The following is a 22,718-nucleotide window of genomic DNA, read 5'->3' on the forward strand; positions in this document are numbered from 1 at the left end:
TTGCTGTTGCTCAAGTGGTGAGGCACTGTGGGCGAGTCCCACGAGCGGGGTGTGTCATTGTCCTCTATCACGCGACGTCTGCCGCCTGCTGAGGCGACCGAGCTACGCACGAGCGCCCGTCACGCGCTGGCCCAGGTCTACCGCACCGCCGACCTTGTGGTGCTCGGACTCGGCGTCATGATCGGCGCCGGCATCTTCAGCATCGCCGGTCAGCAGGCCGCGACCACCGCCGGGCCCGGCGTGATCCTCTCCTTCATGATCGCCGGTATCGCCTGCCTGCTCGCCTGCCTGTGTTACGCCGAGCTGTCGTCCACGATGCCGAGGTCCGGCAGCGCCTACACCTTCGCCTATGTGATCTTCGGTGAGGTGTGGGCGTGGATCATCGGCTGGGCGCTGATCCTGGAGCTGCAGCTCGCCGCCGCCGTGGTGGCCAAGGCCTGGTCGCAGATCACCGTCGGCGCCATCGGCAACTTCGGGGTACGGGTGCCGTACCCCGATGTGGTCGCGAACGTCCTCGTGGTGGTCATCCTGGTGCTGCTGACGGGGGTCGTGGCGGTCGGCGCGCGGATCGGCCTGCGCGCACTGTGGATCATGGTGTCGGCGAAGCTGCTGGCCATCGGCGCCGTCATCGTCGTCGGGGCCGCGCACGTCGACGTGGCCAACTTCGGCGACTTCTACGCCGAGCCGGAGCCGCGCACCGTCGCGAAGGCGACCGTGCTGGACGTCTTCTTCGGGCAGGGCCAGGCTTTCGGCTGGATCGGCGTGTTCGCGGCGGCCCCCGTCATCGCCTTCGCCTACATCGGCTTCGACATCGTCGCCACCGCCGCCGAGGAGACCGTCAACCCGCGCGCGGTGGTGCCGAAGGGCATGATCCGCAGCCTGGTGATCGCCACGGTCATCTACATCGCGGTGGCCGCGGTCATGGTCGGCATGATCCCCTACACCAGCATCTCGCTGGACGCGCCACTGTCCAGCGCCTTCCAGGAGGTCGGCGAGGACTGGATGGTGCACGTCATCGACGCGGGCGCGGTGCTCGGTCTGACGACCGTGATCCTGGTACTGATCGTGGGCCAGACGCGGGTGCTGTTCTCGATGGCCCGTGACGGGCTGCTCCCCCGGCCGCTGGGGGCGATCAGCCGCGCCTACCACACGCCGCAGCGGGCGACGCTGGTGATCGGCGCGATCGCGATCGTGCTGGCCGTGTTCGTGCCGGTGCTCACGATGCAGGAGCTCGTGGTGATGGGGACGCTGTTCGCGTTCCTGTTCGTGGCGGCCGGAGTGATCGTGATGCGGCGCACGATGCCCGACCTGGAGCGCGGCTTCCGGGTGCCGCTCTCGCCGGTGCTGCCCGTCGCCTCGCTCATCGCCACGCTCTGGCTCATGGTGAACCTGCAGACGCTGACCTGGGCCTGGTTCGCCCTGTGGATGGCCTTCGGCCTGCTGGTCTACCTCGTGTACGGCAGGCGGCACAGCCTGCTGGCCGCCGACCAGCGGGCGCCGGTGCCCAACAGCCGGGGGCGGCACCGGCGTTAGAAGCGGCCGGAGTCGAGCACCCTGCGCAGGAAGCTCCTGGTGCGCTCGTGGTCGGGCTCGCTGAAGATCTTCTCCGGCGGCCCCTTCTCCAGCAGGACGCCGCCGTCGAGGAAGCACACGGTGTCGGAGATGTCACGGGAGATGGACATCTCGTGGGTCGTCACGATCATCGTCATGCCCGACTCCTTGAGCTCCCTGATGAGCGCGATCACCTCCGTGACCAGCTCGGGGTCGAGCGCCGAGGTGACCTCGTCCAGCAGCATCAGCCTGGGCCGGGTGGCCAGCGCCCGGATGATGGCCACCCGCTGCTGCTGGCCGCCGGAGAGCTGGTCGGGGTAGGCGCGGGCCTTGTCCGCCAGGCCGAACCTGCCGAGCAGGTCGACCGCCCGTTCCTCGGCCTCTCCTCTGGGGACCTTGTGCACCTGCCTGGGCGCCAAGGTGATGTTGTCCAGCACGCTCATGTGCGGGAACAGGTTGAACGCCTGGAAGACGATGCCGAGCCGCTTGCGCACGCCGTCCACGTCCACCCGGGGGTCAGTGATCTCCTCCCCGTCGAGGTGGATGACGCCGTCGTCGACCGTCTCCAGCAGGTTCACGCAGCGCAGCAGCGTCGACTTGCCCGACCCGGACGCGCCGATCAGGCTCACCACCTCGTGCGGGCGGACTTCCAGGTCGATGCCGCGCAGCACGCTGTGGCCGCCGAAGTCCTTCCACACCCCCTCGATGGTCAGCAGGCTCATGCGCCCCGCCTCCTTCGTGCGCGCTCGGCCAGGTGGTCGGTGAACCGGGCCAGCGGGATCGTCAGCAGGATGAACAGCAACGATGTGACCAGGTAGGGGGTGTAGTTGAAGGTGCTCGACGCGTGGATCTGCGCCTGCCTGAGCGCCTCCAGCGGCCCGATGGTGGCCACCAGCGCGGTGTCCTTCTGCAGCGAGATGAAGTCGTTCAGCAGCGGCGGGACCACCCGCCGGGTGGCCTGCGGCAGCACTACGAAACGCATCGTCCTGCCGTGGCTCAGGCCGAGCGACCGGGCCGCGGCCACCTGGCTGGGATGGATCGACTCGATGCCGGAGCGGAACACCTCGGCCACGTACGCGCCGTACGACAGGGTCAGCGCGATGATGCCCAGGGTGGCCAGGTCGGTGGGAGCGCCCCGCAGGTTGAGCGCCGGCAGGCCGAACCCGATCAGGTAGATGACCAGGATCGTCGGCACGCCGCGGAAGACGTCGGTGTAGAGCGTCGCCAGCGCCCGGATCGGGAAGAAGGCGGGCGTGCGGATGCCGCGGGCGAGCGCGACCAGCAGACCCACCAGCAGGATCAGCGGCTCGGCGATCAGGAACATCTTGATGTTGAGCAGGAAGCCGTCCGCCACGTCGGGCAGCGCTCTGACGAACATCTCCCAGCTGAAGAACGTCTCCTGCACCCGGGGCCAGCCGGGCGCGCTGGTGACGACCCACACGACCAGGACGACGAAGACGAACGTCGAGGCGGTGGCGATCGAGGCCGTGCGGCGGCCCTGGGACCCGCGAACCCGCTCACGCTCCCGCTGCCGCTCGCTCTTGACCCGGGTGGGGCCGGCGGTCACCGCAGTTCCGGCGCGCCCGCCGCCTCACTCAGCCACTGCTGCTCGATCTTGGCCAGCTCGCCCTTGGACTTGAGCGCGTCCACGGCCTTGTCGACGCACGACTTGAGCGCACTGCCCCGCTCCATGACCAGGCCGAACTCCTCGGGAGTCCCGCCCGTCGAGCTGAACTGGCCGACGATCTTGGAGTTCTCGACCTGCGCCGCCGTGACGTAGAACGCCGTCGGCAGGTCCAGGACCAGAGCGTCGATCTGCTTGTTCTTCAGCGCGTTGATGGCGTCGATCTGCTCGTTGTAGACGTTCGGGTCGTCGCTGGGCTTGATCACGTTGCGCACGGCGTCGAGCGAGGTGGTGCCGACCTGCACGCCGATCTTGGCATCCTTGAGCTCGGCCAGCGACTTGGCCGAGACGACCTTGCCACCGTCGACGGCCACGACGGCCTGCTTGGCGGTGTAGTAGCCGTTGCTGAAGTCGACGGCCTTGGCCCGGTCAGGGGTGATGGAGACCTGGTTGATGTCGAAGTCGAACTGCTTGGGCCCGGGGGCGAAGGCCGAGTCGAACTTGACCGTGCTCCACTGCACCTCGCTGCGGTCGAAGCCGAGCTCCCCCGCCACCGCGTACGCCACCGCGCTCTCGAAGCCCTGGCCGTTCGCGGGATCGTCGTCCTTGAACCACGGCTCGAAGGCCGGCTTGTCCGTGCCGATCGTCAGCTTCCCCGCGTTGATGAGCTTGAGCTGCTCCTTGGAGCAGGCGGTGGACGACGTCGGTGATGCCGTGGCCGAGGTGGTCGCCGTGTCGTCGGCGGGCGCACAGGCGACGGCCGCCACCGCGAGCGCGCCGAGCGCGAGCAGCATCGAGGGACGGGCCATGGCTAGCCTCCAGGGGGACGCAAGGGAGAAACGTAGGGATTCTACGCTGCTTGAAGTACGCCTCACCTGCGGTACGGCCTGGTGTAGAGAGAGCCGCGGCCCCCCTCCCGCGATGCGGAAGGAGGGCCGCGGCGAAGCCGGGGATCGTCAGCCTGCGACGACCTCGACGTCCACGGACGCCGAGACCTCGGGGTGCAGCTTGACGGTCACCTTGTGGGAGCCGACGCTCTTGATCGGGTTGACGATCTCGATGCGACGGCGGTCGAGGATCGGGCCACCGGCAGCCTTGACGGCGTCGGCGATGTCACCCGTGGTGATCGAGCCGAACAGGCGGCCGGAGTCGCCCGCGCGGGTGGTCAGCCGGACGCGGAGCGCGCCGATCTGGCCGGCGACCTCCTTGGCCGTGCCCAGGTCGCGGATCTCCCGAGCGTCACGAGCCTTCTTGATGGACTCGATCTGCTTCTCGGCGCCACGCGTCCAGCGCATGGCGTAGCCGCGCGGGATGAGGTAGTTACGGCCGTAGCCGTCCTTGACCTCGACGACGTCGCCAGGGGTGCCGAGGCCGGAGACCTCGTTGGTGAGGATGAGCTTCATATCGACAGACCTCCCTTAGCGCGCGGTGCTCGTGTAGGGCAGCAGAGCCACCTCACGGGCGTTCTTGATCGCGGTCGCCACGTCGCGCTGGTGCTGGGTGCAGTTGCCCGTCACCCGGCGCGCACGGATCTTGCCGCGGTCGGAGATGAACTTCCGCAGCAGCGCCGTGTCCTTGTAGTCGACGTAGGAGATCTTGTCGTGGCAGAACAGGCAAACCTTCTTCTTGGGCTTGCGCAGTGCCGGCTTTGCCATCGTGGTGCTCCTTTCAGAGCCCCGCCGTGCGGCGGGAATGGACTCGGGCTTGGTGGACTGGATTTAGAAAGGCGGTTCGTCGCTGAAGTCGCCGCCGCCCTGCTGGCCGCCGCCGAATCCGCCGCCGGAGGAGCCGCCCTGCTGGCCGCCGCCGCCGCCCTGGAAACCGCCGCCGCCACCGCCGAAACCGCCGCCCTGGGGCGGGGCCGGGGAAGCGGAGGCCCACGGGTCGTCGGCCGGACCGCCGCCGAAGCCGCCGCCACCGCCGCCACCCTGACGGGTGGTGCGGTTGACCTTGGCCGTGGCGTTACGCAGGGACGGGCCGACCTCGTCGACCTCGACCTCGTAGACGGTGCGCTTCTCGCCTTCCTTGGTCTCGTAAGACCTTTGCTTGAGCCGCCCCTGCACGATGACCCGCATGCCGCGCTGGAGGCTCTCGGCGGCGTTCTCAGCCGCCTGCCGCCACACGTTGCAGGTCAGGAAGAGGCTTTCGCCATCCTTCCACTCGTTGGTCTGGCGATCCATGAACCGCGGAGTGGACGCGATGCGGAATCGAGCCACCGCTTGCCCCGTCGGGGTGAAGCGCAGCTCCGGGTCGTCGACAAGGTTGCCGACGATGGTGATTACGGTGTCGCCTGCTGCCATGGCTAGCGCTCGCCTTCCTGCACGCCTTCGCTTTGGGTTACGGCTCAGAGTACGGCCGCCGCCCGACAAAAAGCCGGGCAACGAGCTGCTTAGTGCACGTCGGGACGCAGGACCTTGGTGCGCAGGATGCCCTCGTTGAGGTTCATCTGCCGGTCGAGCTCCTTGACCGTCGCGGGCTCCGCGGACAGGTCGATGACGGCGTAGATGCCTTCGGACTTCTTGTCGATGTCGTAGGCGAGGCGGCGACGGCCCCAGACGTCGACCTTCTCCACGGTGCCGCCGTCATTGCGGACCACGGTGAGGAACTGGTCGAGGGACGGCGCCACAGTGCGCTCATCGAGCGAAGGGTCCAGAATGACCATTACTTCGTAACGACGCATGCGGGACTCCAACCTCCTCTGGACTCTTGCGGTCACGACACTCTGCCGTGACAGGAGGACGCTGCGCGGGTCCCGGGCGCCCCATTTCGGCGCCTCGGGGTGACGGGTCACCCATCACAACGCAGCCTGTTCAGGTTACCAGCCGCGCACAGATGGGAAAGCATGTAGGAAACCCGAGGGGGTGGTTCGCCGTGCCGCACCTGCTCCAGCCCACACAGAACGCGCGGTTCAGGCTCACACTCAACACCGACGGCCGTCCGCACCCTGTCGAGAACATCCTCGCCATCAGCACGCTGGTCTGCGGCATCGTCTCCTTCGTCGGGACGTTCTTCCCCGGCGGCCACGTGATCTCGTCCTGGTTCGGTGTGCTCGGCTTTGGGATGGGCCTTTACTCCCAGTACGTCTCGGTCACCACGCCGCAGCGCTCGCTCAACATCATCGGCCTGGTGGCGTCCTTCGTCGGCGTCGCGCTCGGCATCGCCAGAGGCGGCTTCCTGCCATGACGAACGGCCCCGGTAGTAGTACCGGGGCCGTTCGGCGATATCAGTCAACCGCCGATGTGCAGGTCCACGCCGAGCAGGACCAGGAACCAGAGGAAGACCGCGAGCAGCGCCTCGGCGATGTCCTTGAGGATCGCCGGCGTGATGTAGTCGTACACCCATGCCACGTAGATTCCGATGAACACGTAGACCAGGATGATTAAGGAGCGCCAGCGCCAGCGGCTCATATCGTTCTCCTCGTGTAGGGGGTGTCTGGCGACTGCCCCGGTGCAGGTCCGCCAAACGGATAGGCTCCTGACATGGTGCGCATCGGAGCTCATGTCGGCCAGGACGACCCCGCCGCCCACGCCGCGGCGATCGGCGCCGAGGTGGTGCAGTTCTTCCTCGGCAACCCGCAGGGCTACAAGAAGCCCGAGCTGCCCGGCCGGCCGGTCGAGGGCGTCGACATCTACATCCACGCCCCCTATCTGGTGAACGTGGCCTCGACCAACAACCGCATCAGGATTCCCAGCCGTAAGCTGCTCTCCCAGCATCTGGAGGCGGCCGCGAGCATCGGCGCCAAGGGCCTGATCGTGCACGGCGGCCACCTCAACAAGGACGACGACCCGCAGGCGGGCTTCGACAACTGGCGCAAGGTCTTCGAGCGCCTCGAGTGCCCCGTCCCGGTGCTGATCGAGAACACCGCGGGCGGCGACAACGCGATGGCTCGCAGCCTGGAGCGCATCGCCCGGCTCTGGGACTCCCTCGACGGCTTCGACGTGGGCTTCTGCCTCGACACCTGCCACGCGCACGCGAGCGGCGAGGACCTGTCCGGCATCGTCGACCGGGTCAAGGCCATCACCGGCCGGATCGACCTGGTGCACTGCAACGACTCGCGCGACGACTTCGGCTCGGGCGCCGACCGGCACGCCAACCTGGGCAAGGGCAGGATCGACCCGGAGCTGATCCTGGAGGTGTGCCGGGCGGCGGGGGCGCCGGTCGTGGTGGAGACCCCGGCCGAGGGTCAGGCGGCGGACATCGCGTTCCTGCGGAAGAACCTCTAGGGAAAACACACAGCCTGTGGATAACTTCCCTGGATTACGGATGCCCGTAAGTGGGTAGAGAGATCACCCCGCCCAGGCGCCCGCGAGGAAGCGAGCGGTGTTGAGCACCATGAGCGGCCCCGACACCAGCGCGTAGACCACGATCACCCACTGCCTCCTGGTGGCGAGCCCGGCGATCGCGACCCAGAGCGGAAACCACAGCAGCAGCGAGCGCGGTAACGACAGGTAGTAGGCCGACGTCAGCAACGCTCCCGCCTGCAGCCCCACGTAGACCGCCGAGCTCCACCGGCGCAGGGCGAGAAGCCAGATCAGGGCCGCCACGGCGACCAGCGCCCCGGCGATCTCCATCCGGAAGGGCGCGCCGCTCTCGCCGTCGCTCATGGCCGCCTGCCAGGTGACCGCCCAGGACTCCCATGGCCAGACCAGCTCCCGCCCCCAGCCGGTCTCCTGCGCGTGCTTCCACGCCAGCCAGTCGCCCGAGCGGGTGAAGTGGTAGAAGGAGTACGCCACCAGCGGCAGGAATGGCACCGCCAGCCAGGGCGCCCGGCGCACCGGCTGCCTGCCGGTGACGAACTCCACGATCAGTGCGGCGGCCAGGAACAGCCCGGTGATCCTGACGCACGACGCCCCCGCCGCCAGGACGGCCGCCGCCGGCCACCGCCTCTGGCGGGCTGCCAGCCAGGCGGGGATCGCGAAGGCCAGGAAGAGCGCCTCGCTGTAGCCCGCGGCGAGGAACACGGCCGTCGGGAAGAGCACCAGCGCCAGCACCGCGGCCCAGCCCCGCGCGCCTTCCAGCTCCGCGAGCCTGGCCAGCGCCACCATGGCCACCGCTCCGGCGACCAGCGAGACGATCAGCCCACTTGCCGACCAGTCGGGCACCACGAGGTGGACCACCCGCAGCGCCAGCGGCAGGCCGGGGAAGAAGGCAGGCAGCCCCGCGTCGGGCATGCCGGGCTCCCCGTCGTAGCCATGCTGCGCGATCGTGACGAACAGCCCGGCGTCCCACTGCCGCCACTTGTCCACGTAACCGGCCAGCGCCGTCCCGAGCAGCGTCACCAGCAGCAGCCCGGCACGCGAGCCGAACCAGACCAGCAGCGCGTCCCTGGCCGAGGACCGTGTGAGCATCGCCTACGCGGTGGCCCTCAGCGTGAACCGGTCAGGAACCTCGTCGAACACCCCGCCCGCCGGGTCGTCCCGGCCCGACTGCCGTACCACGTCCTTGTCCGGGCGCAGGATGTCGCGCACCACGAAGGCCATCAGGATGACGATCGTGATGAGACGCCCCCAGACGGCGGTGAAGTAGGTGTCGTCGCCGATGCCGAGGTCGTCCCGGCTGAGCGGCGACTGTGAGAGCAGGTAGAGCCAGATGGCGAAGAAGTACCACACCTCGGCCACCTGCCACAGCGCCAGCGCCTTCCAGTTGGGCCTGGCCAGCACGGCGAGCGGCACCAGCCAGAGCACGAACTGAGGCGACCACACCTTGTTGGTGATCATGAAGGCGGCCAGCGCCAGGAAGCAGATCTGGGCCAGCCGGGGCCTGCGTGGCGCGGTCAGCGTGAGGACCGCGATGGCCAGGCAGAGCAGCGCCAGCGAGGCCATGCCCAGGATGCTGACGTCGGCGGTGCCGAGCACCGGCCAGCCCTTGTGCTGGAAGAACAGCCAGGGCGAGCCCCAGTCCACGCCGCGTTCCTGGGAGAAGACGTAGAAGCGGCGCCAGCCGTCCCAGGCGAACACCATGAACGGCACGTTGACCACCAGCCACGTCCCGGCGGCCGCGACCATGGTGACCAGGAACGGGCGCCAGCGCGCCGTCCGCAGCGTGAGCAGGAACAGGGCGCCCACGAACATCAGCGGGTAGAACTTGGTGGCGATCGCCAGCCCGAGCAGCACCCCGGCCAGCACCTGCCACCGCCTGGCCCAGGCCAGCAACACGCCCATGGACAGCGCGCCGGCGACGAGGTCCCAGTTGATGTAGGCGGCCAGCACGACCGCGGGCGCGAGCGCGTACCACAGGGCGTCCCAGCGCCGGGTGGGCCCGGCCACCGCGGCCATCAGCAGGACGCCGACCACCAGGCAGAGCCCCATGAGGACGACCGTCAGGTCGTAGAACAGGGCGCCCTGCGCGGCGGCGTCCGGCTTCACCAGCCGCGCGATCCACGCGATGACCTGCATGACCTCGCCGAGCACGACCGGATACTCGACGTGCTTGTCGAAGGCGACGTCGGCGAAGTACGGGTTCTCGGTGGCGAGCTGCCGGGCGAAGTAGAGCGGGTAGATGTCGGTGTAGCAGAAGTTCGTGTACGTGGTGACCTGGTCGTTCCAGCCACCGCTGCGGCACGGCAGCCGCACCAGGTAGGCGAGCGTCGCCCCCAGGGCCGCGAACAGCCCCAGGGGAAGGTACGGCACCGTGCGTGCGACGAAGGGCAGGCGCACCTGTGTGGTCGCAGTCACCGCTGCTCGCGCCGGCTCGGCGTCGGTTCGGGGACGGTCGCCCGGCCACCGCCGCCCGGACTGCCCAGGAAGCCGTCGTCGTCGTCCTCGGGCAACGGGTTGTCGTTGGGGTCGACGGAGATGTTGCTGTCGTCGTCGCACGGGCCGACGAACCCACATTCCTCGTCGGGGCCCTCGTCGAACGGGTTGTCCGGGTCGGCCGTCGCCGTCGGCGTCGGGGTGGCCACCGGCTTCGGCACCAGGTCCTCGGAGATACCGGTGTCGGCGCGCGGCGGGAACTGCACGACCTTCTGGCTCTTGGTGGCCTCGGTCATGAAGGTCTTCCAGATGGCCGCCGGATAGGTGGCGCCCTGGAAGCCACTGCCCAGTGTCACCTCGTACGGCTTGCTGTACGGGTTCTGCGGCGTGTAGCGCTTGCTCTTGCCCCTGGCCCACGGGCAGTTGTCGTTCACCGGCTTGACGACCTTGCCGGTCTTCGTCCTGCACTCCTGACGGAACATGCCGACCGCGGTGGACACCTGCGGGGTGAACCCGACGAACCAGGCTTCCTTGTTCTCGTTGTTGGTGCCTGTCTTACCGGCGGTGGGCCGGTCGTAGAGTGCGGCGTTGCGGCCGGTGCCGGACTTGACCACGGCCTGGAGCGCGGTGACGGCGTCGGCGGCGGCCTCGGACGAGATGACCTGCGTGGCGGTCCTGTCCTCGTTCAGGACGACCTTCTTGTTCTTGTCCACGACCTTGATGACGACGTGGTTGTCGAAGTGCTTGCCGCCGTTGGCGAAGATCGAGTAGCCGCCCGCCTGCTCGACGGCCGTCACCTGGCTACTGCCGATGGTGATGAGGAAGTGGTGGCGGGACCGGGCGTCCTCGAGCCTGTCCTTGCTGAGCCCGGCCCTGGAGGCGATGTCGATCACCTTTTCCAGCCCGACCTTCTCCCCCATCTTCGCGTAGGCGGTGTTGACGGAGCTGGCCGTCGCCGAGACGACGTCGACGGCCGAGGCCTTCATGGAGTGGTCGTTGTCGATGGGCGTGGTGCCCGGCAGCTTGACCGGGCCCTTGGTGGGCACGAAGCTGCGCAGGCTGTAGCCGGCGTCCAGCCAGGCCGCGAGCACGTACGGCTTGAACGCCGAGGCCGCTTGCTTCTGCGACAGGAAGGCGTCGTTCCAGGCGTCCTTGGCGTAGTCGTCGCCGCCGTAGAAGGCGAGGATCCGGCCGTTGGTCGGGTTGACGGCAGCCAGGGTGGCGTTGATCTCGGGGTTGAGGCTGCCCGTGTGCTGGTTCACGGCGGCCTTGGCGGCCCGCATGAGCCTCGGGTCCAGCGTCGAGTAGATCTTGTAGCCGCCCTTGTCGACGTCTTCGCGGGTGATGCTGCGCGACTCCAGCTCGTCGAGGACCGCCTGGACCATGTAGCCCTTGAGCCCCAGGAAGTAGTCCTTCGGCTTGTACTTGATCCGCTTGGGCGCCGTGGGTGTCTTGGCGGCCAAGCCGCCGTAGGTCTTCGGGTCGAGCTTGGCCATCTGGCCGATCACGTAGTCGTAGCGGAACTCGGTGGAGCCCAGCTTGCCGGCCTTCTCGGCCAGGTCGAAGGCGTCGGGGTTCTGGATGCGGCCCGCGAGGTAGGCGCCTTCCTCGGGGGTGAGCTGGCCGACCTTCTTGTTGAAGAAGGCGTCCGCCGCCGCGCCGATGCCGTAGGCGCCCCGGCCGAAGTAGATGGTGTTGAGGTACTGGATGAGGATCTGCTCTTTGGGCAGCACCTTGTTCAGCTTGACCGCGACGAAGATCTCCTTGACCTTGCGCTGGAGGGTGCGCTCCTGGGAGAGGCCGTCGTAGTAGCCGCGCGCCATCTGCTGGGTGATGGTGGAGGCGCCCTGCACCTGCTGGCCGGTGGCGGTGCTGTAGAGCGAGCGGACCATGCCGCTGAAGGAGATGCCGGAGTCCTCGCGGAAGGAGTCGTTCTCGGCGGCGATGACGGCATCCTGGACCGCCCGCGGCACCTGCTGGTAGGTGACGGGGATGCGCTTGGTGCCGAGCCTGGCGAGCTCCTTGCCGTGGGCGTCGTAGATGACGCTCTCCTGGTCCAGGACGCCTGCCTGCACCTGGTCCTCTGTCGGCACGGGCGTGTTGGCGTAGCCGACCGCGATCATGCCGAAGATGCCGGCGGAGAGCACCACGAAGCTGGCCATGACGATCTTCCAGCTCGGGATGAACCGCCGCCACTTGGGCCCCTCGCCGCCCTTGGGCGGGCCGGGCGGCTCGGACGGCCCACCGGGGCCGCCGCCGCTCCTGCGCGCGCGCCGGGGGGCGTCGCTGATCATGGTCTCCTGGTTGCTCCGCGACCGGGTGCTCTCCTGATCACCGCTGCCGCGCCTGCGGGAGCCGGGGGCGGCACGCCTGCGGGGCTCGTGCTCCGGCGACTGCTGCGGCGGCTGCTGCGGCTGATGTGCCGGTCCGGGGCCGGGGTACGGCGCGGGGCCGGGAGCCGGGCCGGGCCCGGGCGGGCGTGGGTTACCGCGTGGCGCCGGCTCGTTGTACGGCTGGGCGGCCATCGCGCCCGTCTGCTCGTAGGCGGCCTCGGGACGACGGGAGGGCGGCGCCGCTCCCCAGCCTGCCTCGCCAGTTTGCGGCGCGGACTCCTGGGGCACTGAACGGGATGAGCTGGAGCGACGGCGCCTTCCTGGGCGGGCCGTCCCCTCGTTGCTGCTGTAACTCACACGTCCTCGCATCGTCGTCGGAATAGCACGGCGGTTCTGGGGCGTGACTCCTCGCCGTCCTCGGGTTACTGCTTACGCCTGACCGCTACTGCGGGCTGACGAGTGCTGGCGGCCCGTTACCGAGGACGAACGAGACCGTCAAGTGATTCCAGGAACAACCTTGGCAGACCTCGACCAGGTGCACCCGGAACTCGTCGTAATCATGTGCCATGTCGGCCGACTCTGACATGAGCTTTGCCTGGTCGGCATGGCTGCCCGGGGGGTCACCGTGGACATGGGTCACGTTGGTGACGTTCTTCCCCTGGCATACCGGGCAGTGGCGGTCGGTCTGCTCGCCGACGTGGCGGGCAGCCCGGAGGAGGTAGGGCTGTGGGTCACAGACTCCCCCGGGCGAGGTACGCCCGGAACGCCCGGAGTGGACCGCCGCCCGCTTCGCGGGGCCGCAATCCACCACCCTTCGCTGTGACCACATGAGCGCCAGACTACGGCTTTTTACCCATTCATCCCAACGTCTTGGTGAAGTCGTTGATTGCGGCATATAGCGGCTGGACGTATCCTTCAGATGTATCGGCTCGATACATCGACGCGAGAGGGGGCGGTTCCATTGGCCAGCGGACAGGGCAGGGTTCTGGAACTGGCCGTGCTCGGGTCGCTGCACGAGACGCCACTACATGGCTATGAGCTGCGCAAACGGCTCAACGCCCTGCTGGGGATGTTCCGTGCGTTCTCCTACGGTTCGCTGTACCCCTGCCTGCGGTCGCTGCTGGAGCAAGGGCTCATCGCGGAGGAGCAGCCGGCTCCGACCACGATCGTGGGTGGCCGGTCGAAGATCGTCTACAAGCTGACCGCGGAGGGCAAGGAGCGCCTCCAGGACATGCTCACCCAGGCCGGCCCGTCCGCCTGGGAGGACGAGAGCTTCGGCGTCCACTTCGCCTTCTTCCGGCACACCGAGGCAGAAGTACGCCTGCGCATCCTCGAAGGTCGTCGAAGCCGTCTGGAAGAGCGGCTCGACAGCGTCCGCACCGCCCTGGCCCGCACCAGGGAGCGTCTTGACAGCTACACGCTCGAGCTGCAACGCCACGGGCTCGAGTCCGTCGAGCGCGAGGTCCGGTGGCTGAACGAGCTGATCGCAACGGAGAGACGGGCCTCGCAGGGGCCTGAGAGAGATACCACCTCAAGTGATGAGTAAGGGAGCGAGTGCGATGGGTTCGGTTCGCGTGGCCATTGTCGGTGTCGGCAACTGCGCGGCGTCGCTGGTCCAGGGCGTTCACTATTACAAGGACGCCGACCCGGACGCCCGGGTGCCGGGCCTGATGCACGTGAAGTTCGGCGACTACCACGTGGGCGACGTCGAGTTCGTCGCCGCCTTCGACGTGGACGCCAAGAAGGTCGGCCGCGACCTGTCCGAGGCGATCGTCGCCAGCGAGAACAACACCATCAAGATCACAGATGTGCCGCCGACGGGAGTGACCGTCCAGCGCGGCCACACCCTCGACGGCCTGGGCGAGTTCTACAGCGAGATCATCGAAGAGTCCGACGAGAAGCCGGTCGACGTGGTCCAGGTGCTGCGCGACGCCCAGGTGGACGTGCTCGTCTCCTACCTGCCCGTCGGCTCGGAGGACGCCGACCGCTTCTACGCGCAGTGCGCGATCGAGGCCAAGGTGGCCTTCGTGAACGCCCTGCCGGTCTTCATCGCCTCCGACCCCGAGTGGGCCGAGAAGTTCACCGAGGCGGGCGTGCCGATCGTCGGCGACGACATCAAGTCGCAGGTCGGCGCCACCATCACGCACCGCGTCATGGCGAAGCTGTTCGAGGACCGCGGAGTGGAGCTGCTGCGCACCTACCAGCTCAACTTCGGCGGCAACATGGACTTCATGAACATGCTGGAGCGCAAGCGCCTCCAGTCGAAGAAGATCTCCAAGACGCAGTCGGTCACCTCGCAGATCCCGCACGAGATGGCCAAGGCCGACGTGCACATCGGCCCGTCGGACCACGTGCCGTGGCTCGACGACCGCAAGTGGGCCTATGTCCGCCTCGAAGGCCGCTCCTTCGGCGACACCCCGCTCAACCTGGAGTACAAGCTGGAGGTCTGGGACTCGCCCAACTCGGCCGGCATCATCATCGACGCCGTCCGCGCCGCCAAGATCGCCCTCGACCGCGGCATCGGCGGCCCGATCCTGAGCGCTTCGTCGTACTTCATGAAGTCGCCGCCGAAGCAGTTCTCGGACGACGAGGCCCGCGACTACGTCGAGAAGTTCATCCGCGGCGAGGTCGACCGCTGAGTCCCGGCGGCGCCGCACGGTCGTGCGGCGCCGCGGGTGTGGTCAGTCCAGCCGTACGCGGGCCGCGGGTGGCAGGTCGTCGTCCGAGGCCGTCGGCCAGCGCAGCGGGTCGGGCCCGAGCGCGACCAGCAGCGGCACCTGCTCCCTGCACCACGGCGAGATGGCCAGCAGGCCGTTGAGGACGCCCGCGGTGAAGTCCGGCCACGGCATCCAGTGCGTGTCGTCCACCTCGTCGGGGTTGGGCGCCTTCGCGAGGTCGGCCGTGACGCGGTAAACAGGGCAGAGCTCGTGCTCGACGATCCCGTTGCCCATGACCGCCCGGTAGGAGAACCGCGGCAGCACCAGGTCGGCACGCTGCGCGCCGAGCCCGAGCTCGAAGGAGAGCCTGCGGATGACCGCGTGGTCCAGCGGCTCGCCGGGCATCGGATGGCCGCAGCAGCTGTTGGTCCACACTCCCGGCCAGGTGAGCTTGTGGGCGGCCCGTCTGGTGAGCAGCACCCGGCCCGCCCGGTCGAAGACGTAGCTCGAGAACGCCAGGTGAAGAGGTGTCTCGCGGCCGTGCACCGACAGCTTGGGTGCGGTGCCCAGCGAATTGCCGGCGCCGTCGACGAGCACCACGTGTTCAACAGTCGTCACGCTATGAAGCGTACGTGATCATGAGTGTCCTCAGAACCCGATTGCCCACCTGCTGCGCCAACCTCTCCGGCATCCGATCAGCGTTCCCTCGGGACTAGGCTGACTGCGTGTCTTTCGTTGCCGATCTACGTGTGGTTCTCAAAGGGCGGGATTTCAGACGGTTGTTCGGCACCCGACTGGTTTCCCAGTTTTCTGATGGGATCTTCCAGTTCGGCGTCGCCGGCTTCGCCTTCTTCAGCCCTGAGAACCAGACCACCGCCCTGGGTGTCGCCACCGGGCTGGCCGTGCTGCTGCTGCCTTACAGCATCCTGGGGCCCTTCGTCGGGGTGTTCATCGACCGCTGGTCACGACGGCAGATCCTGGTGGTCGCCCCGATGGTGCGCGGCGTGCTGCTGCTGGTGGCCGCGGGACTGGTCGCGGCCGACGTGCCCGACCCGTTCTTCTACGCCGCCGCTCTGGGCGTGCTGGGCGTCAACAGGTTCTTCCTGGCGGCCCTCGGCGCCTCGCTGCCGCACGTGGTACCGCGGGACAGGCTGATGGCGGCCAACGCGGTCACGCCGACCTCCGGCACCGTGGTCACGTTCGTCGGCGTCGGGCTGGGATTCCTGCTGCGGGAGCTGCTCGGCAGCTCGGACTCCGACGTGGCGCTGCTGCTGGTCATCTCCGGCCTGGTGTTCGGGCTCAGCGCGCTGATCGCCCGCACCATGGAGCGCTCGCTGCTCGGCCCCTCCTACGACCCCAACAGGCCGCAGGCGCGCGAGGCCCTGCGCAACGTGGTGGCCGGCCTGGCCGACGGCGCCCGGCACCTCGTCCATCACCGGATCGCCGCGGCCACCATGGGCGCGATGGCCGCACACCGCTTCTTCTACGGCATGGCGACGGCGCTCGGCATCATCCTCTACCGCTACTACTTCACCGACGGCGACCCGGACGAGGCGCTGCGCGGCATCGGCCTGGTGGTGGCCACCTCAGGCGTCGGCTACTTCCTGGCCGTGATCGTCACGCCGTACGCCACCGAGCGGTTCACGATCGTGCGCTGGGTGCCGATGGCGCTGTCCGCGGCGGGCGTGCTCTCCGCGGTGCTGGTCCTGCCGTTCCAGACGTGGGGGCTGCCGATCGCCGGCTTCGTGCTCGGCATCGCCGGTCAGAGCGTCAAGATCTGCGCCGACACCACCGTGCAGCGCGACGTCCAGGACGCCTACCTCGGCCGCGCCTTCTCCATCTACGACATGCTGTTCAACGGCATGTACGTGCTGGCTGCGGCGCTCTCGGCGGCCATCCTGCCGGCTAACGGCAAGTCGTTCCTCGCCGTCGCGATCATCGCGGTCGGCTACGTGGCGAGCGCGCTGATCTACCGGGCGATCGCCACGCCGCGGGTGGCGGTCAAGTCGTGATCACGCCGCCGGCCCGGCCCCACTCCCTGAGCGCCTCGGTGGCGGCCTCCTTGCCGATCATGCCCTTGTCCAGCCGCAGCTCCAGCAGGAACCTGTAGGCCTTGCCCACCACCGGGCCGGGCCCGACGCCGAGCACCCGCTGGATCTCGTTGCCGTCGAGCTCGGGGCGGATCTTGGCCAGCTCCTCCTCCTCGGCGAGGCGGGCGATGCGCTCTTCGAGCTGGTCGTAGGTGCGTGACAGGGCCGCGGCCTTGCGCTTGTTGCGCGTGGTGCAGTCGGCCCTGGTCAGCTTGTGCAGCCGGGTCAGCAGGTGCTCGCTGTCGCGGACGTAGCGGCGCACCGCGCTGTCGGTCCACTCGCCCGAGCCGTAGCCGTGGAAGCGCAGGTGGAGCTCCACGAGGCGGGAGACGTCGGCCACCACGTCCTTGGGGAACCTGAGCTCGGACATCCGCTTCTTGGTCATCTGAGCGCCCACCACCTCGTGGTGGTGGAAGGAGACCCGCCCGCCGGGCTCGTGCCGCCTCGTCTTGGGCTTGCCGATGTCGTGCATGAGCGCCGCCCAGCGCAGCACCCGGTCCGGTTTGCCGTCCTCCTCCTGGGCGATGGCCTGGTCGAGCACGGTCAGCGTGTGGTCGTAGACGTCCTTGTGCCTGTGGTGCTCGTCGATCTCCAGGCGGAGCTTGGGCAGCTCGGGCAGGACGTGCGCCGCCAGCCCGGTCTCGACCAGCAGCCGCAGGCCCTCACGCGGGTAGGCGCCGCAGACCAGCTTGTCGAGCTCCTCGCGGATCCGCTCGGCGGAGACGATCTCGATGCGCTCGGCCATCGCGGTCATCGCCGCCAGGGCCGCCTCGTCCACGCTGAAGCCGAGCTGGGAGGCGAACCTGGCGGCCCGCAGCATGCGCAGGGGGTCGTCGTCGAAGGACCGCTCGGGGGTGCCGGGGGTGCGCAGCAGCTTGGCCGCCAGGTCCGCCAGGCCGCCGTAGGGGTCGACGAACTCGTGGGAGGGCAGCCGCACGGCCATCGCGTTGACCGCGAAGTCGCGGCGTTCCAGGTCGGTCTCCAGCGTGTCGCCGTACATGACCTCGGGCTTGCGCGACTTGGGGTCGTAGGACTCGCTGCGGTAGGTGGTGATCTCGATCAACCATCCGCCCTTGCGCAGCCCGACGGTGCCGAAGTCGATGCCGATCGTCCATACCGAATCGGCCCAGTCGCGCACGATCTCCAGCACGCGCTCGGGGTGGGCGTCGGTGGTGAGGTCGAGGTCGTTGCCGACCCGGCCGAGCAGGAGGTCACGGACGGGGCCGCCGACGAGCGCGAGCTCGTGGCCCTGCGCGGCGAACAGGCGGCCGAGCTCGTCAGCCACGGGGGCGACCTTGCGGAACAGGTCGTTCATGGCCCGCTGCTGGGTTTCGGTCAGATTTGAGTCGGACAAGCTGGGTAGGTCCTTCGATTCCGGAACATATCCCCCGAGCCACACCGGGTCCGGGTTACCTTCGGTCAGGGGACCGACGGCGCCATGGAACGAGGCAAGGAGGTCTTATGAAGGACGCCCTCGCGATCCACCGCTGGCTCCTCGCACACCAGATCCACCATGAGATCGTACGCCTTCCGCGCCCCATGACTGGCGCGGACGAGCTACCTGAGACGGTCTCCGCGGCGCCCGACAGGTGCGTCGCGGTCACGGTGTTCGAGGTCGCCCCCAGGGTGGGACGCGAGCTTGTCGTGGCCGTCGTCTCCACACTCGACACTCCCCCGAGGCCCGGCGCCGTAGGCGGCCTGCTCGGCGTCCGCAAGGTGCGCCCCGCGCCGGCCCACGTGGTCAATGCGGCCACCGACTACGCCGCCGGCCTGGTCAGCCCGCTGCTGCTGCCCGAAGAGCTGCCGGTGCTGATCGACGACCGGCTGCAGCCCGACGGCGAACCGATGTTCACGGCGACCGGCGACCGCCACACCGCCCTCACTCTGCGCGCCTTCGACCTGCTGTCACTCGTGTCGGGCAAGACCGTGGAACTAGGGGTTCCCCGGCTCGAAGGAGCCCTCGAGGCGGTCGCGCCGCGGCACTGAACCCGTACCATTGCGGGCGTGCGTCGTACTCCAGCTCGGGCAGACGCGTGATCCGTAAGGCCACGCTGCTCGCCGTGCTCTCAGCCGCGCTGCTCGCCCCATCGGTGGCGACGGCGCCCAGCGCGGCTGCCGCGATCACGACCAGACAGGGGGTCGGCCTGACCCTGTCCGCCATCACTCCCGACTACGCCACCGACCGGTCGACCGAGATCAAGGTCACCGGCACGGTGCACAACGCGGGCACCGCGGCGCTGCCCGGCCTGCGGGTCAGGATCCGCTACTCCGCGCAGCGCTTCGCCGACCGGGCGAGCATGGGCACCTTCCAGACCGACCAGACCACGGCCACCCAGCCGCCGAACGTCTCGACGCAGTCCAGCATGGTCATCCCCGAGCTCGGCGCCAACGCCTCGGTGCCGTTCGAGCTCACCATGACGCCGGCCCAGTTCGGCCTCACCGCCTTCGGCGCCTACCCGCTGGCCGTCGAGGTGGTGCAGTGGGAATCGGTGCAGCTCGCCGCGCAACGGACCTTCCTCACCTACGCCCCCACGACGCCGCAGCCGCCCGTCCGCAACCGGCTGGCCATCGTCCTGCCCGTCATCGACCAGCCACGCCGCGCCGACGAAGGCACGTTCGTCGACGACAAGCTCAGCGCCGCCATGACAGGCAGGGGCCGCCTGGCCGACCTGGCGCGCATCGCCGAGACCGCGCCCTCCAGCGTCACCTGGGTCGTCGACCCCGCGCTGTTCGACGACGCGCAGGCGATGACCAAGGGGTTCACGGTCAGCAAGAACAGCACCAGGCCCGCCGACGACGCCGCCGCCGAATGGCTCACGTCGATGCGCGCCGCGCTCGCCGACAACCCCGTCGTCACCACGCCGTACGCCGACCCCGACGTCGCCGCGCTCACCCACCAGGGCCTCGACGACCAGCCGGGCCTGGCCATGGAGCTGGGCGGCCAGAAGGCCAAGCAGCTCGTCAAGCCCGACGTGCAGACCTCCACCTACTGGCCGGCGAACGGCCGGATCGACGCCGACGCGCTGGACCTGCTCGCCGTCGGCAAGCCGAACGTCGCCAGGATCAACAGGGTCCTGCTGGACCCCGCGAGCCTGCCGCCGCAGCCGCCCGTCACGCACACGCCCGACGCCGCCACCACACTCGACACCGTCATGGGGCCGGTCACCGCTCTGGTCGCCGACGCCGAGCTGAGCCACACGCTGGAGCCGCCGTCGGGCACCGCGGGCTCGACGCTGCTCAGCAAGCAGCGGTTCATCGCGGAGACCGCCATGATCTCCGTCGAGCCCGGCCAGACGCTGCCCAGATCCCTGGTCATTGCTCCCTCGCGCCGCTGGGACCCGAGCCCGACCCTGGTCTCGACCCTGCTCAAGACGGCGGGCAAGCTGCCCTGGCTGACGCTGACCCGGCTGGAGTCGATCAAGCCGGGCGCGACCCAGGTGCCGCGGGCCGGGCTCACCTACACCGACCAGGACCGCAAGCAGGAGCTCGGCGCCAAATACCTCAAGCCCGTCAAGGAGGCCGCGGCGAAGGCCCGCCTCACCGGGCTGGTCACGGGCCAGGCCCAGCCGCAGTTCGACGCCGCGGTGCTCAGGCTCAGCTCCTCCGCCTGGCGCGGCGGCACGCGTGCCGGGCGGGGCGTCACCAAGCTGGTGGACAGCGCGATCACGGCCAGGATCGACGACGTCTCGATCACGGGCGTCGAAGAGGACCGTCCCCGCACCCTTGCCGGGCGCGACGGCGTGGTGCCCATCAGCGTGAAGAACTCGCTGCCTGACGCGATCGCCCTGTACATCGACGTGAAATCCAACAATCGCGAGCTGCTGCAGGTCACCTACGAGCAGAACGAGCCGCTGCCCATCGGCGCCGGCCAGAGCGGCACGGTCCAGGTGCCCATGACCGCCACCCCCAGCAGCGGCGACGCCACGGTGACCGTCCAGCTCATGACCGCGGACCGCACCCCCTACGGCGACCCTGTCAAACTGACCGTGCGCACCACCGGCTACACCGGGATCGCGCTGGTCATCGTAGGTGCGGCGCTGGCGGTCATGCTCGCCGCGGTGGTGACCCGGGTGCTCAGGCGCCGATCAGAGCGGCGTACGGCGCGGGCCGCCAAGACACGCGAAAGTGAGAACCTATGAGCCGCTTGCTGCGTGCCAGCGCCATCATGGCGGCGGGCACGATGGTGTCCCGGATCACCGGGTTCGTGCGGACCATGGTGCTCGCCACCGCGATCGGCACGGCGGCCATGGGCGACGCCTACAACGCGGCGTACGCCATCCCCTACAGCATCCTGGACCTGCTGCTGCTCGGCGTGCTGAGCAGCGTCGTGGTGCCGATGATCGTCCGCGCGCAGCAGCAGGACCCCGACGGCGGCCGCGCCTACGAGCAGCGGCTGCTGACCCTGGCCACGGCGGCGCTGATCGTCGTCGCCGCGCTGGCCGTGCTCGCCGCCCCGGTGCTGATCGACCTCTACACCGACTGGGACCGGGGCACCAGGCAGTTCGAGGTGGCGGTGCGACTGGCGCAGTTCATCCTGCCGCAGCTCGCCTTCTTCGGGGTGGGCGCGGTGGCCGGCGCCATCCTCAACACCCGCGACCGCTACGGGGCCCCCATGTGGGCGCCGGTGGCCAACAACCTGGTGGTCATCTGCGTCCTGGTCGCCTACTTCCTGCTCGTCACCGACGGCGACGACATCGCCGGCGTCACCAACGGGGAGCTCGCCCTGCTGGGCCTGGGCACCACGGCCGGCATCATCGTCCAGGCGACCGTGCTGGTGCTGGCCCTCAAGCGAGCCGGATTCCGCTTCGTCGCCCGGTTCGACCTGCGCAACGCCCGGCTGGGCGAGATGGCCAAGGCAGGCGTCTGGACGATTGGCTACGTGGTCGTCACGCAGCTCGGGTTCATGCTGACCACCAACCTGTCGAGCTCGGCGGGCAACGAGGTGCCCGGTCACGGCATCACCCCCTACACGCTGGCGTTCCAGCTCTTCCAGCTCCCGTACGGCGTCATCGGCGTCTCAGTGATCACCGCGATGCTGCCCAGGATGAGCCGGGCGGTGGGCGAGGGCCGATTCGAGGACGTCAGGTCCGAGTTCAGGTCGAGCGTGCGGCTCATCAGCTCGGTGATGGTGCCGGTGTCGCTGCTGCTCATGGTGCTCGGCCCGGCGATCACCGTGCCGATCTACGCTCACGGCGCAACCTCGATCGCCGACGCCGTCTACATCGGCAACGTGCTGCAGGTCTACGGGCTGGCGCTGGTGCCGTTCGCGATCTTCCAGCTCCTGCTGCGGGTCTTCTACAGCTTCGGCGACACCCGCACCCCGGTGTTCGTCGGCGCGGCCGCCACCGCCGCCAACGCGCTGCTGATGGTGCTGTTCTACACTCTGCTGCCCGCCCGTTACGCGGTGATGGGGCTGGCCTTCGCCTACGCCGTCGCCTACACGCTGGGGGCGGCCGGGGCCTGGATGCTCGCCAGCCGGCGCGTCAAGGGCCTGGGAGGCTGGCAGGTCGGCATGGCGCTGACCAGGATGTATCTGGCGGCCCTGCCCTCCGCCGTGCTGGCACTGGCCGCGGTCTGGGGGGTGCAGGAGATCTTCGGTGGGCTCGGATTCCTCAACTCACTGATCACCTTGTCCGTGGGCGGCGGCCTGGGCATGCTGCTGTATCTGTGGGTGGGCAACAAGGTGCGCATCCCCGAAGTCAACTCCATCGTTGGGATGGTCGCTGGACGGGTACGCCGGTAAAGAGCACGGGCCGAATTGGCGCGGGCAC

General features: G+C 69.0%; 23 protein-coding genes. 9 read left to right on the forward strand and 14 right to left on the reverse strand.

Features of this window, described 5'->3' with window-relative positions; all coding sequences use genetic code 11:
• Window positions 1-51: 51 nt before the first annotated feature.
• Window positions 52-1,533, forward strand: coding sequence for an APC family permease (locus V5E28_RS23905; protein ID WP_336209270.1), 1,482 nt, complete (start codon window positions 52-54; stop codon window positions 1,531-1,533).
• Here the strand turns inward: V5E28_RS23905 and V5E28_RS23910 are convergent.
• The 7 genes from V5E28_RS23910 to rpsF all read right to left on the reverse strand — a co-directional run bounded on the left by V5E28_RS23910 (window position 1,530) and on the right by rpsF (window position 5,855).
• Complete coding sequence (locus tag V5E28_RS23910; protein WP_336209271.1) at window positions 1,530-2,273, reverse strand: amino acid ABC transporter ATP-binding protein; 744 nt, start codon at window positions 2,271-2,273, stop codon at window positions 1,530-1,532. The genes V5E28_RS23905 and V5E28_RS23910 overlap by 4 nt on opposite strands.
• Window positions 2,270-3,118 carry an amino acid ABC transporter permease gene (locus V5E28_RS23915; RefSeq protein ID WP_336209273.1) on the reverse strand — a complete coding sequence of 283 codons (849 nt, stop codon included), beginning with the start codon at window positions 3,116-3,118 and terminating at the stop codon, window positions 2,270-2,272. Before V5E28_RS23915 ends, V5E28_RS23910 begins: the two co-directional genes overlap by 4 nt.
• Window positions 3,115-3,984: an ABC transporter substrate-binding protein gene (locus tag V5E28_RS23920; RefSeq protein ID WP_336209274.1), complete on the reverse strand. Its 870-nt coding sequence runs from the start codon at window positions 3,982-3,984 to the stop codon at window positions 3,115-3,117. Before V5E28_RS23920 ends, V5E28_RS23915 begins: the two co-directional genes overlap by 4 nt.
• Before the next feature lie 147 nt (window positions 3,985-4,131).
• The gene (gene rplI / locus V5E28_RS23925) at window positions 4,132-4,578 is read right to left on the reverse strand and encodes a 50S ribosomal protein L9 (RefSeq protein ID WP_336209276.1); all 447 of its coding nucleotides are present in this window, start codon (window positions 4,576-4,578) and stop codon (window positions 4,132-4,134) included.
• Window positions 4,579-4,593: 15 nt separating this feature from the next.
• Complete coding sequence (gene rpsR, locus V5E28_RS23930; protein ID WP_020543048.1) at window positions 4,594-4,830, reverse strand: 30S ribosomal protein S18; 237 nt, start codon at window positions 4,828-4,830, stop codon at window positions 4,594-4,596.
• 63 nt (window positions 4,831-4,893) lie between these two features.
• A complete protein-coding gene (locus V5E28_RS23935) occupies window positions 4,894-5,475 on the reverse strand; it encodes a single-stranded DNA-binding protein (protein WP_336209285.1) in 582 nt (193 codons plus the stop codon).
• 89 nt (window positions 5,476-5,564) lie between these two features.
• Window positions 5,565-5,855, reverse strand: coding sequence for a 30S ribosomal protein S6 (gene rpsF / locus V5E28_RS23940; RefSeq protein ID WP_026214314.1), 291 nt, complete (start codon window positions 5,853-5,855; stop codon window positions 5,565-5,567).
• Between the two features lie 191 nt (window positions 5,856-6,046).
• Here rpsF and V5E28_RS23945 point away from each other — a divergent pair, with 191 nt between their 5' ends.
• Entirely contained in the window at window positions 6,047-6,358 is a 312-nt protein-coding gene (locus tag V5E28_RS23945) for a hypothetical protein (RefSeq protein ID WP_336209286.1), read from the forward strand.
• A gap of 44 nt (window positions 6,359-6,402) precedes the next feature.
• Here the strand turns inward: V5E28_RS23945 and V5E28_RS23950 are convergent, their stop codons facing one another.
• A complete protein-coding gene (locus V5E28_RS23950; RefSeq protein ID WP_336209288.1) occupies window positions 6,403-6,540 on the reverse strand; it encodes a hypothetical protein in 138 nt (45 codons plus the stop codon).
• 114 nt (window positions 6,541-6,654) lie between these two features.
• Here V5E28_RS23950 and V5E28_RS23955 point away from each other — a divergent pair, with 114 nt between their 5' ends.
• Window positions 6,655-7,398 carry a deoxyribonuclease IV gene (locus tag V5E28_RS23955; protein WP_336209290.1) on the forward strand — a complete coding sequence of 248 codons (744 nt, stop codon included), beginning with the start codon at window positions 6,655-6,657 and terminating at the stop codon, window positions 7,396-7,398.
• 63 nt (window positions 7,399-7,461) lie between these two features.
• Here V5E28_RS23955 and V5E28_RS23960 read toward each other — a convergent pair whose 3' ends face one another.
• From V5E28_RS23960 to V5E28_RS23975, 4 genes are all read right to left on the reverse strand, one after another.
• On the reverse strand, window positions 7,462-8,523 hold the full coding sequence (locus V5E28_RS23960) for a mannosyltransferase family protein (protein ID WP_336209292.1): 1,062 nt from the start codon (window positions 8,521-8,523) through the stop codon (window positions 7,462-7,464).
• A 3-nt stretch (window positions 8,524-8,526) separates the two neighbouring features.
• Window positions 8,527-9,849 carry a glycosyltransferase family 87 protein gene (locus tag V5E28_RS23965; protein ID WP_336209294.1) on the reverse strand — a complete coding sequence of 441 codons (1,323 nt, stop codon included), beginning with the start codon at window positions 9,847-9,849 and terminating at the stop codon, window positions 8,527-8,529.
• Entirely contained in the window at window positions 9,846-12,488 is a 2,643-nt protein-coding gene (locus V5E28_RS23970) for a transglycosylase domain-containing protein (RefSeq protein WP_336209296.1), read from the reverse strand. Before V5E28_RS23970 ends, V5E28_RS23965 begins: the two co-directional genes overlap by 4 nt.
• A 154-nt stretch (window positions 12,489-12,642) precedes the next feature.
• A complete protein-coding gene (locus V5E28_RS23975) occupies window positions 12,643-13,095 on the reverse strand; it encodes a DUF5318 family protein (RefSeq protein ID WP_336209297.1) in 453 nt (150 codons plus the stop codon).
• A 66-nt stretch (window positions 13,096-13,161) separates the two neighbouring features.
• On the opposite strand from V5E28_RS23975, the gene V5E28_RS23980 reads away from it, so the two are divergent.
• Together V5E28_RS23980 and V5E28_RS23985 are read left to right on the forward strand one after the other, a co-directional pair.
• Window positions 13,162-13,746, forward strand: coding sequence for a PadR family transcriptional regulator (locus tag V5E28_RS23980; RefSeq protein WP_336209299.1), 585 nt, complete (start codon window positions 13,162-13,164; stop codon window positions 13,744-13,746).
• Window positions 13,747-13,759: 13 nt separating this feature from the next.
• A complete protein-coding gene (locus V5E28_RS23985; RefSeq protein ID WP_336209302.1) occupies window positions 13,760-14,839 on the forward strand; it encodes an inositol-3-phosphate synthase in 1,080 nt (359 codons plus the stop codon).
• Window positions 14,840-14,881: 42 nt separating this feature from the next.
• On the opposite strand, the gene idi is transcribed toward V5E28_RS23985, so the two are convergent.
• The gene (idi, locus tag V5E28_RS23990; RefSeq protein ID WP_336209304.1) at window positions 14,882-15,475 is read right to left on the reverse strand and encodes an isopentenyl-diphosphate Delta-isomerase; all 594 of its coding nucleotides are present in this window, start codon (window positions 15,473-15,475) and stop codon (window positions 14,882-14,884) included.
• Window positions 15,476-15,636: 161 nt separating this feature from the next.
• On the opposite strand from idi, the gene V5E28_RS23995 reads away from it, so the two are divergent.
• Window positions 15,637-16,869 carry an MFS transporter gene (locus V5E28_RS23995; protein WP_336209306.1) on the forward strand — a complete coding sequence of 411 codons (1,233 nt, stop codon included), beginning with the start codon at window positions 15,637-15,639 and terminating at the stop codon, window positions 16,867-16,869.
• Here the strand turns inward: V5E28_RS23995 and V5E28_RS24000 are convergent.
• Complete coding sequence (locus V5E28_RS24000) at window positions 16,859-18,262, reverse strand: CCA tRNA nucleotidyltransferase (protein WP_336209513.1); 1,404 nt, start codon at window positions 18,260-18,262, stop codon at window positions 16,859-16,861. The genes V5E28_RS23995 and V5E28_RS24000 overlap by 11 nt on opposite strands.
• Before the next feature lie 146 nt (window positions 18,263-18,408).
• Between V5E28_RS24000 and V5E28_RS24005 the strand changes: the two genes are divergently transcribed.
• Genes V5E28_RS24005 through murJ form a run of 3 tightly spaced genes read left to right on the forward strand, consistent with a single transcriptional unit; the run spans window position 18,409 to window position 22,690 of the window.
• Window positions 18,409-18,933: an aminoacyl-tRNA deacylase gene (locus V5E28_RS24005; protein ID WP_336209308.1), complete on the forward strand. Its 525-nt coding sequence runs from the start codon at window positions 18,409-18,411 to the stop codon at window positions 18,931-18,933.
• Window positions 18,934-18,980: 47 nt separating this feature from the next.
• Window positions 18,981-21,086, forward strand: a complete 2,106-nt coding sequence (locus V5E28_RS24010) for a DUF6049 family protein (protein ID WP_336209310.1) — start codon at window positions 18,981-18,983, stop codon at window positions 21,084-21,086.
• A complete protein-coding gene (gene murJ / locus V5E28_RS24015; RefSeq protein WP_336209312.1) occupies window positions 21,083-22,690 on the forward strand; it encodes a murein biosynthesis integral membrane protein MurJ in 1,608 nt (535 codons plus the stop codon). Before V5E28_RS24010 ends, murJ begins: the two co-directional genes overlap by 4 nt.
• The last annotated feature ends 28 nt before the right edge of the window (window positions 22,691-22,718 follow it).

This window comes from Nonomuraea sp. LPB2021202275-12-8 (assembly GCF_037044575.1).
GTDB lineage: Bacteria > Actinomycetota > Actinomycetes > Streptosporangiales > Streptosporangiaceae > Nonomuraea.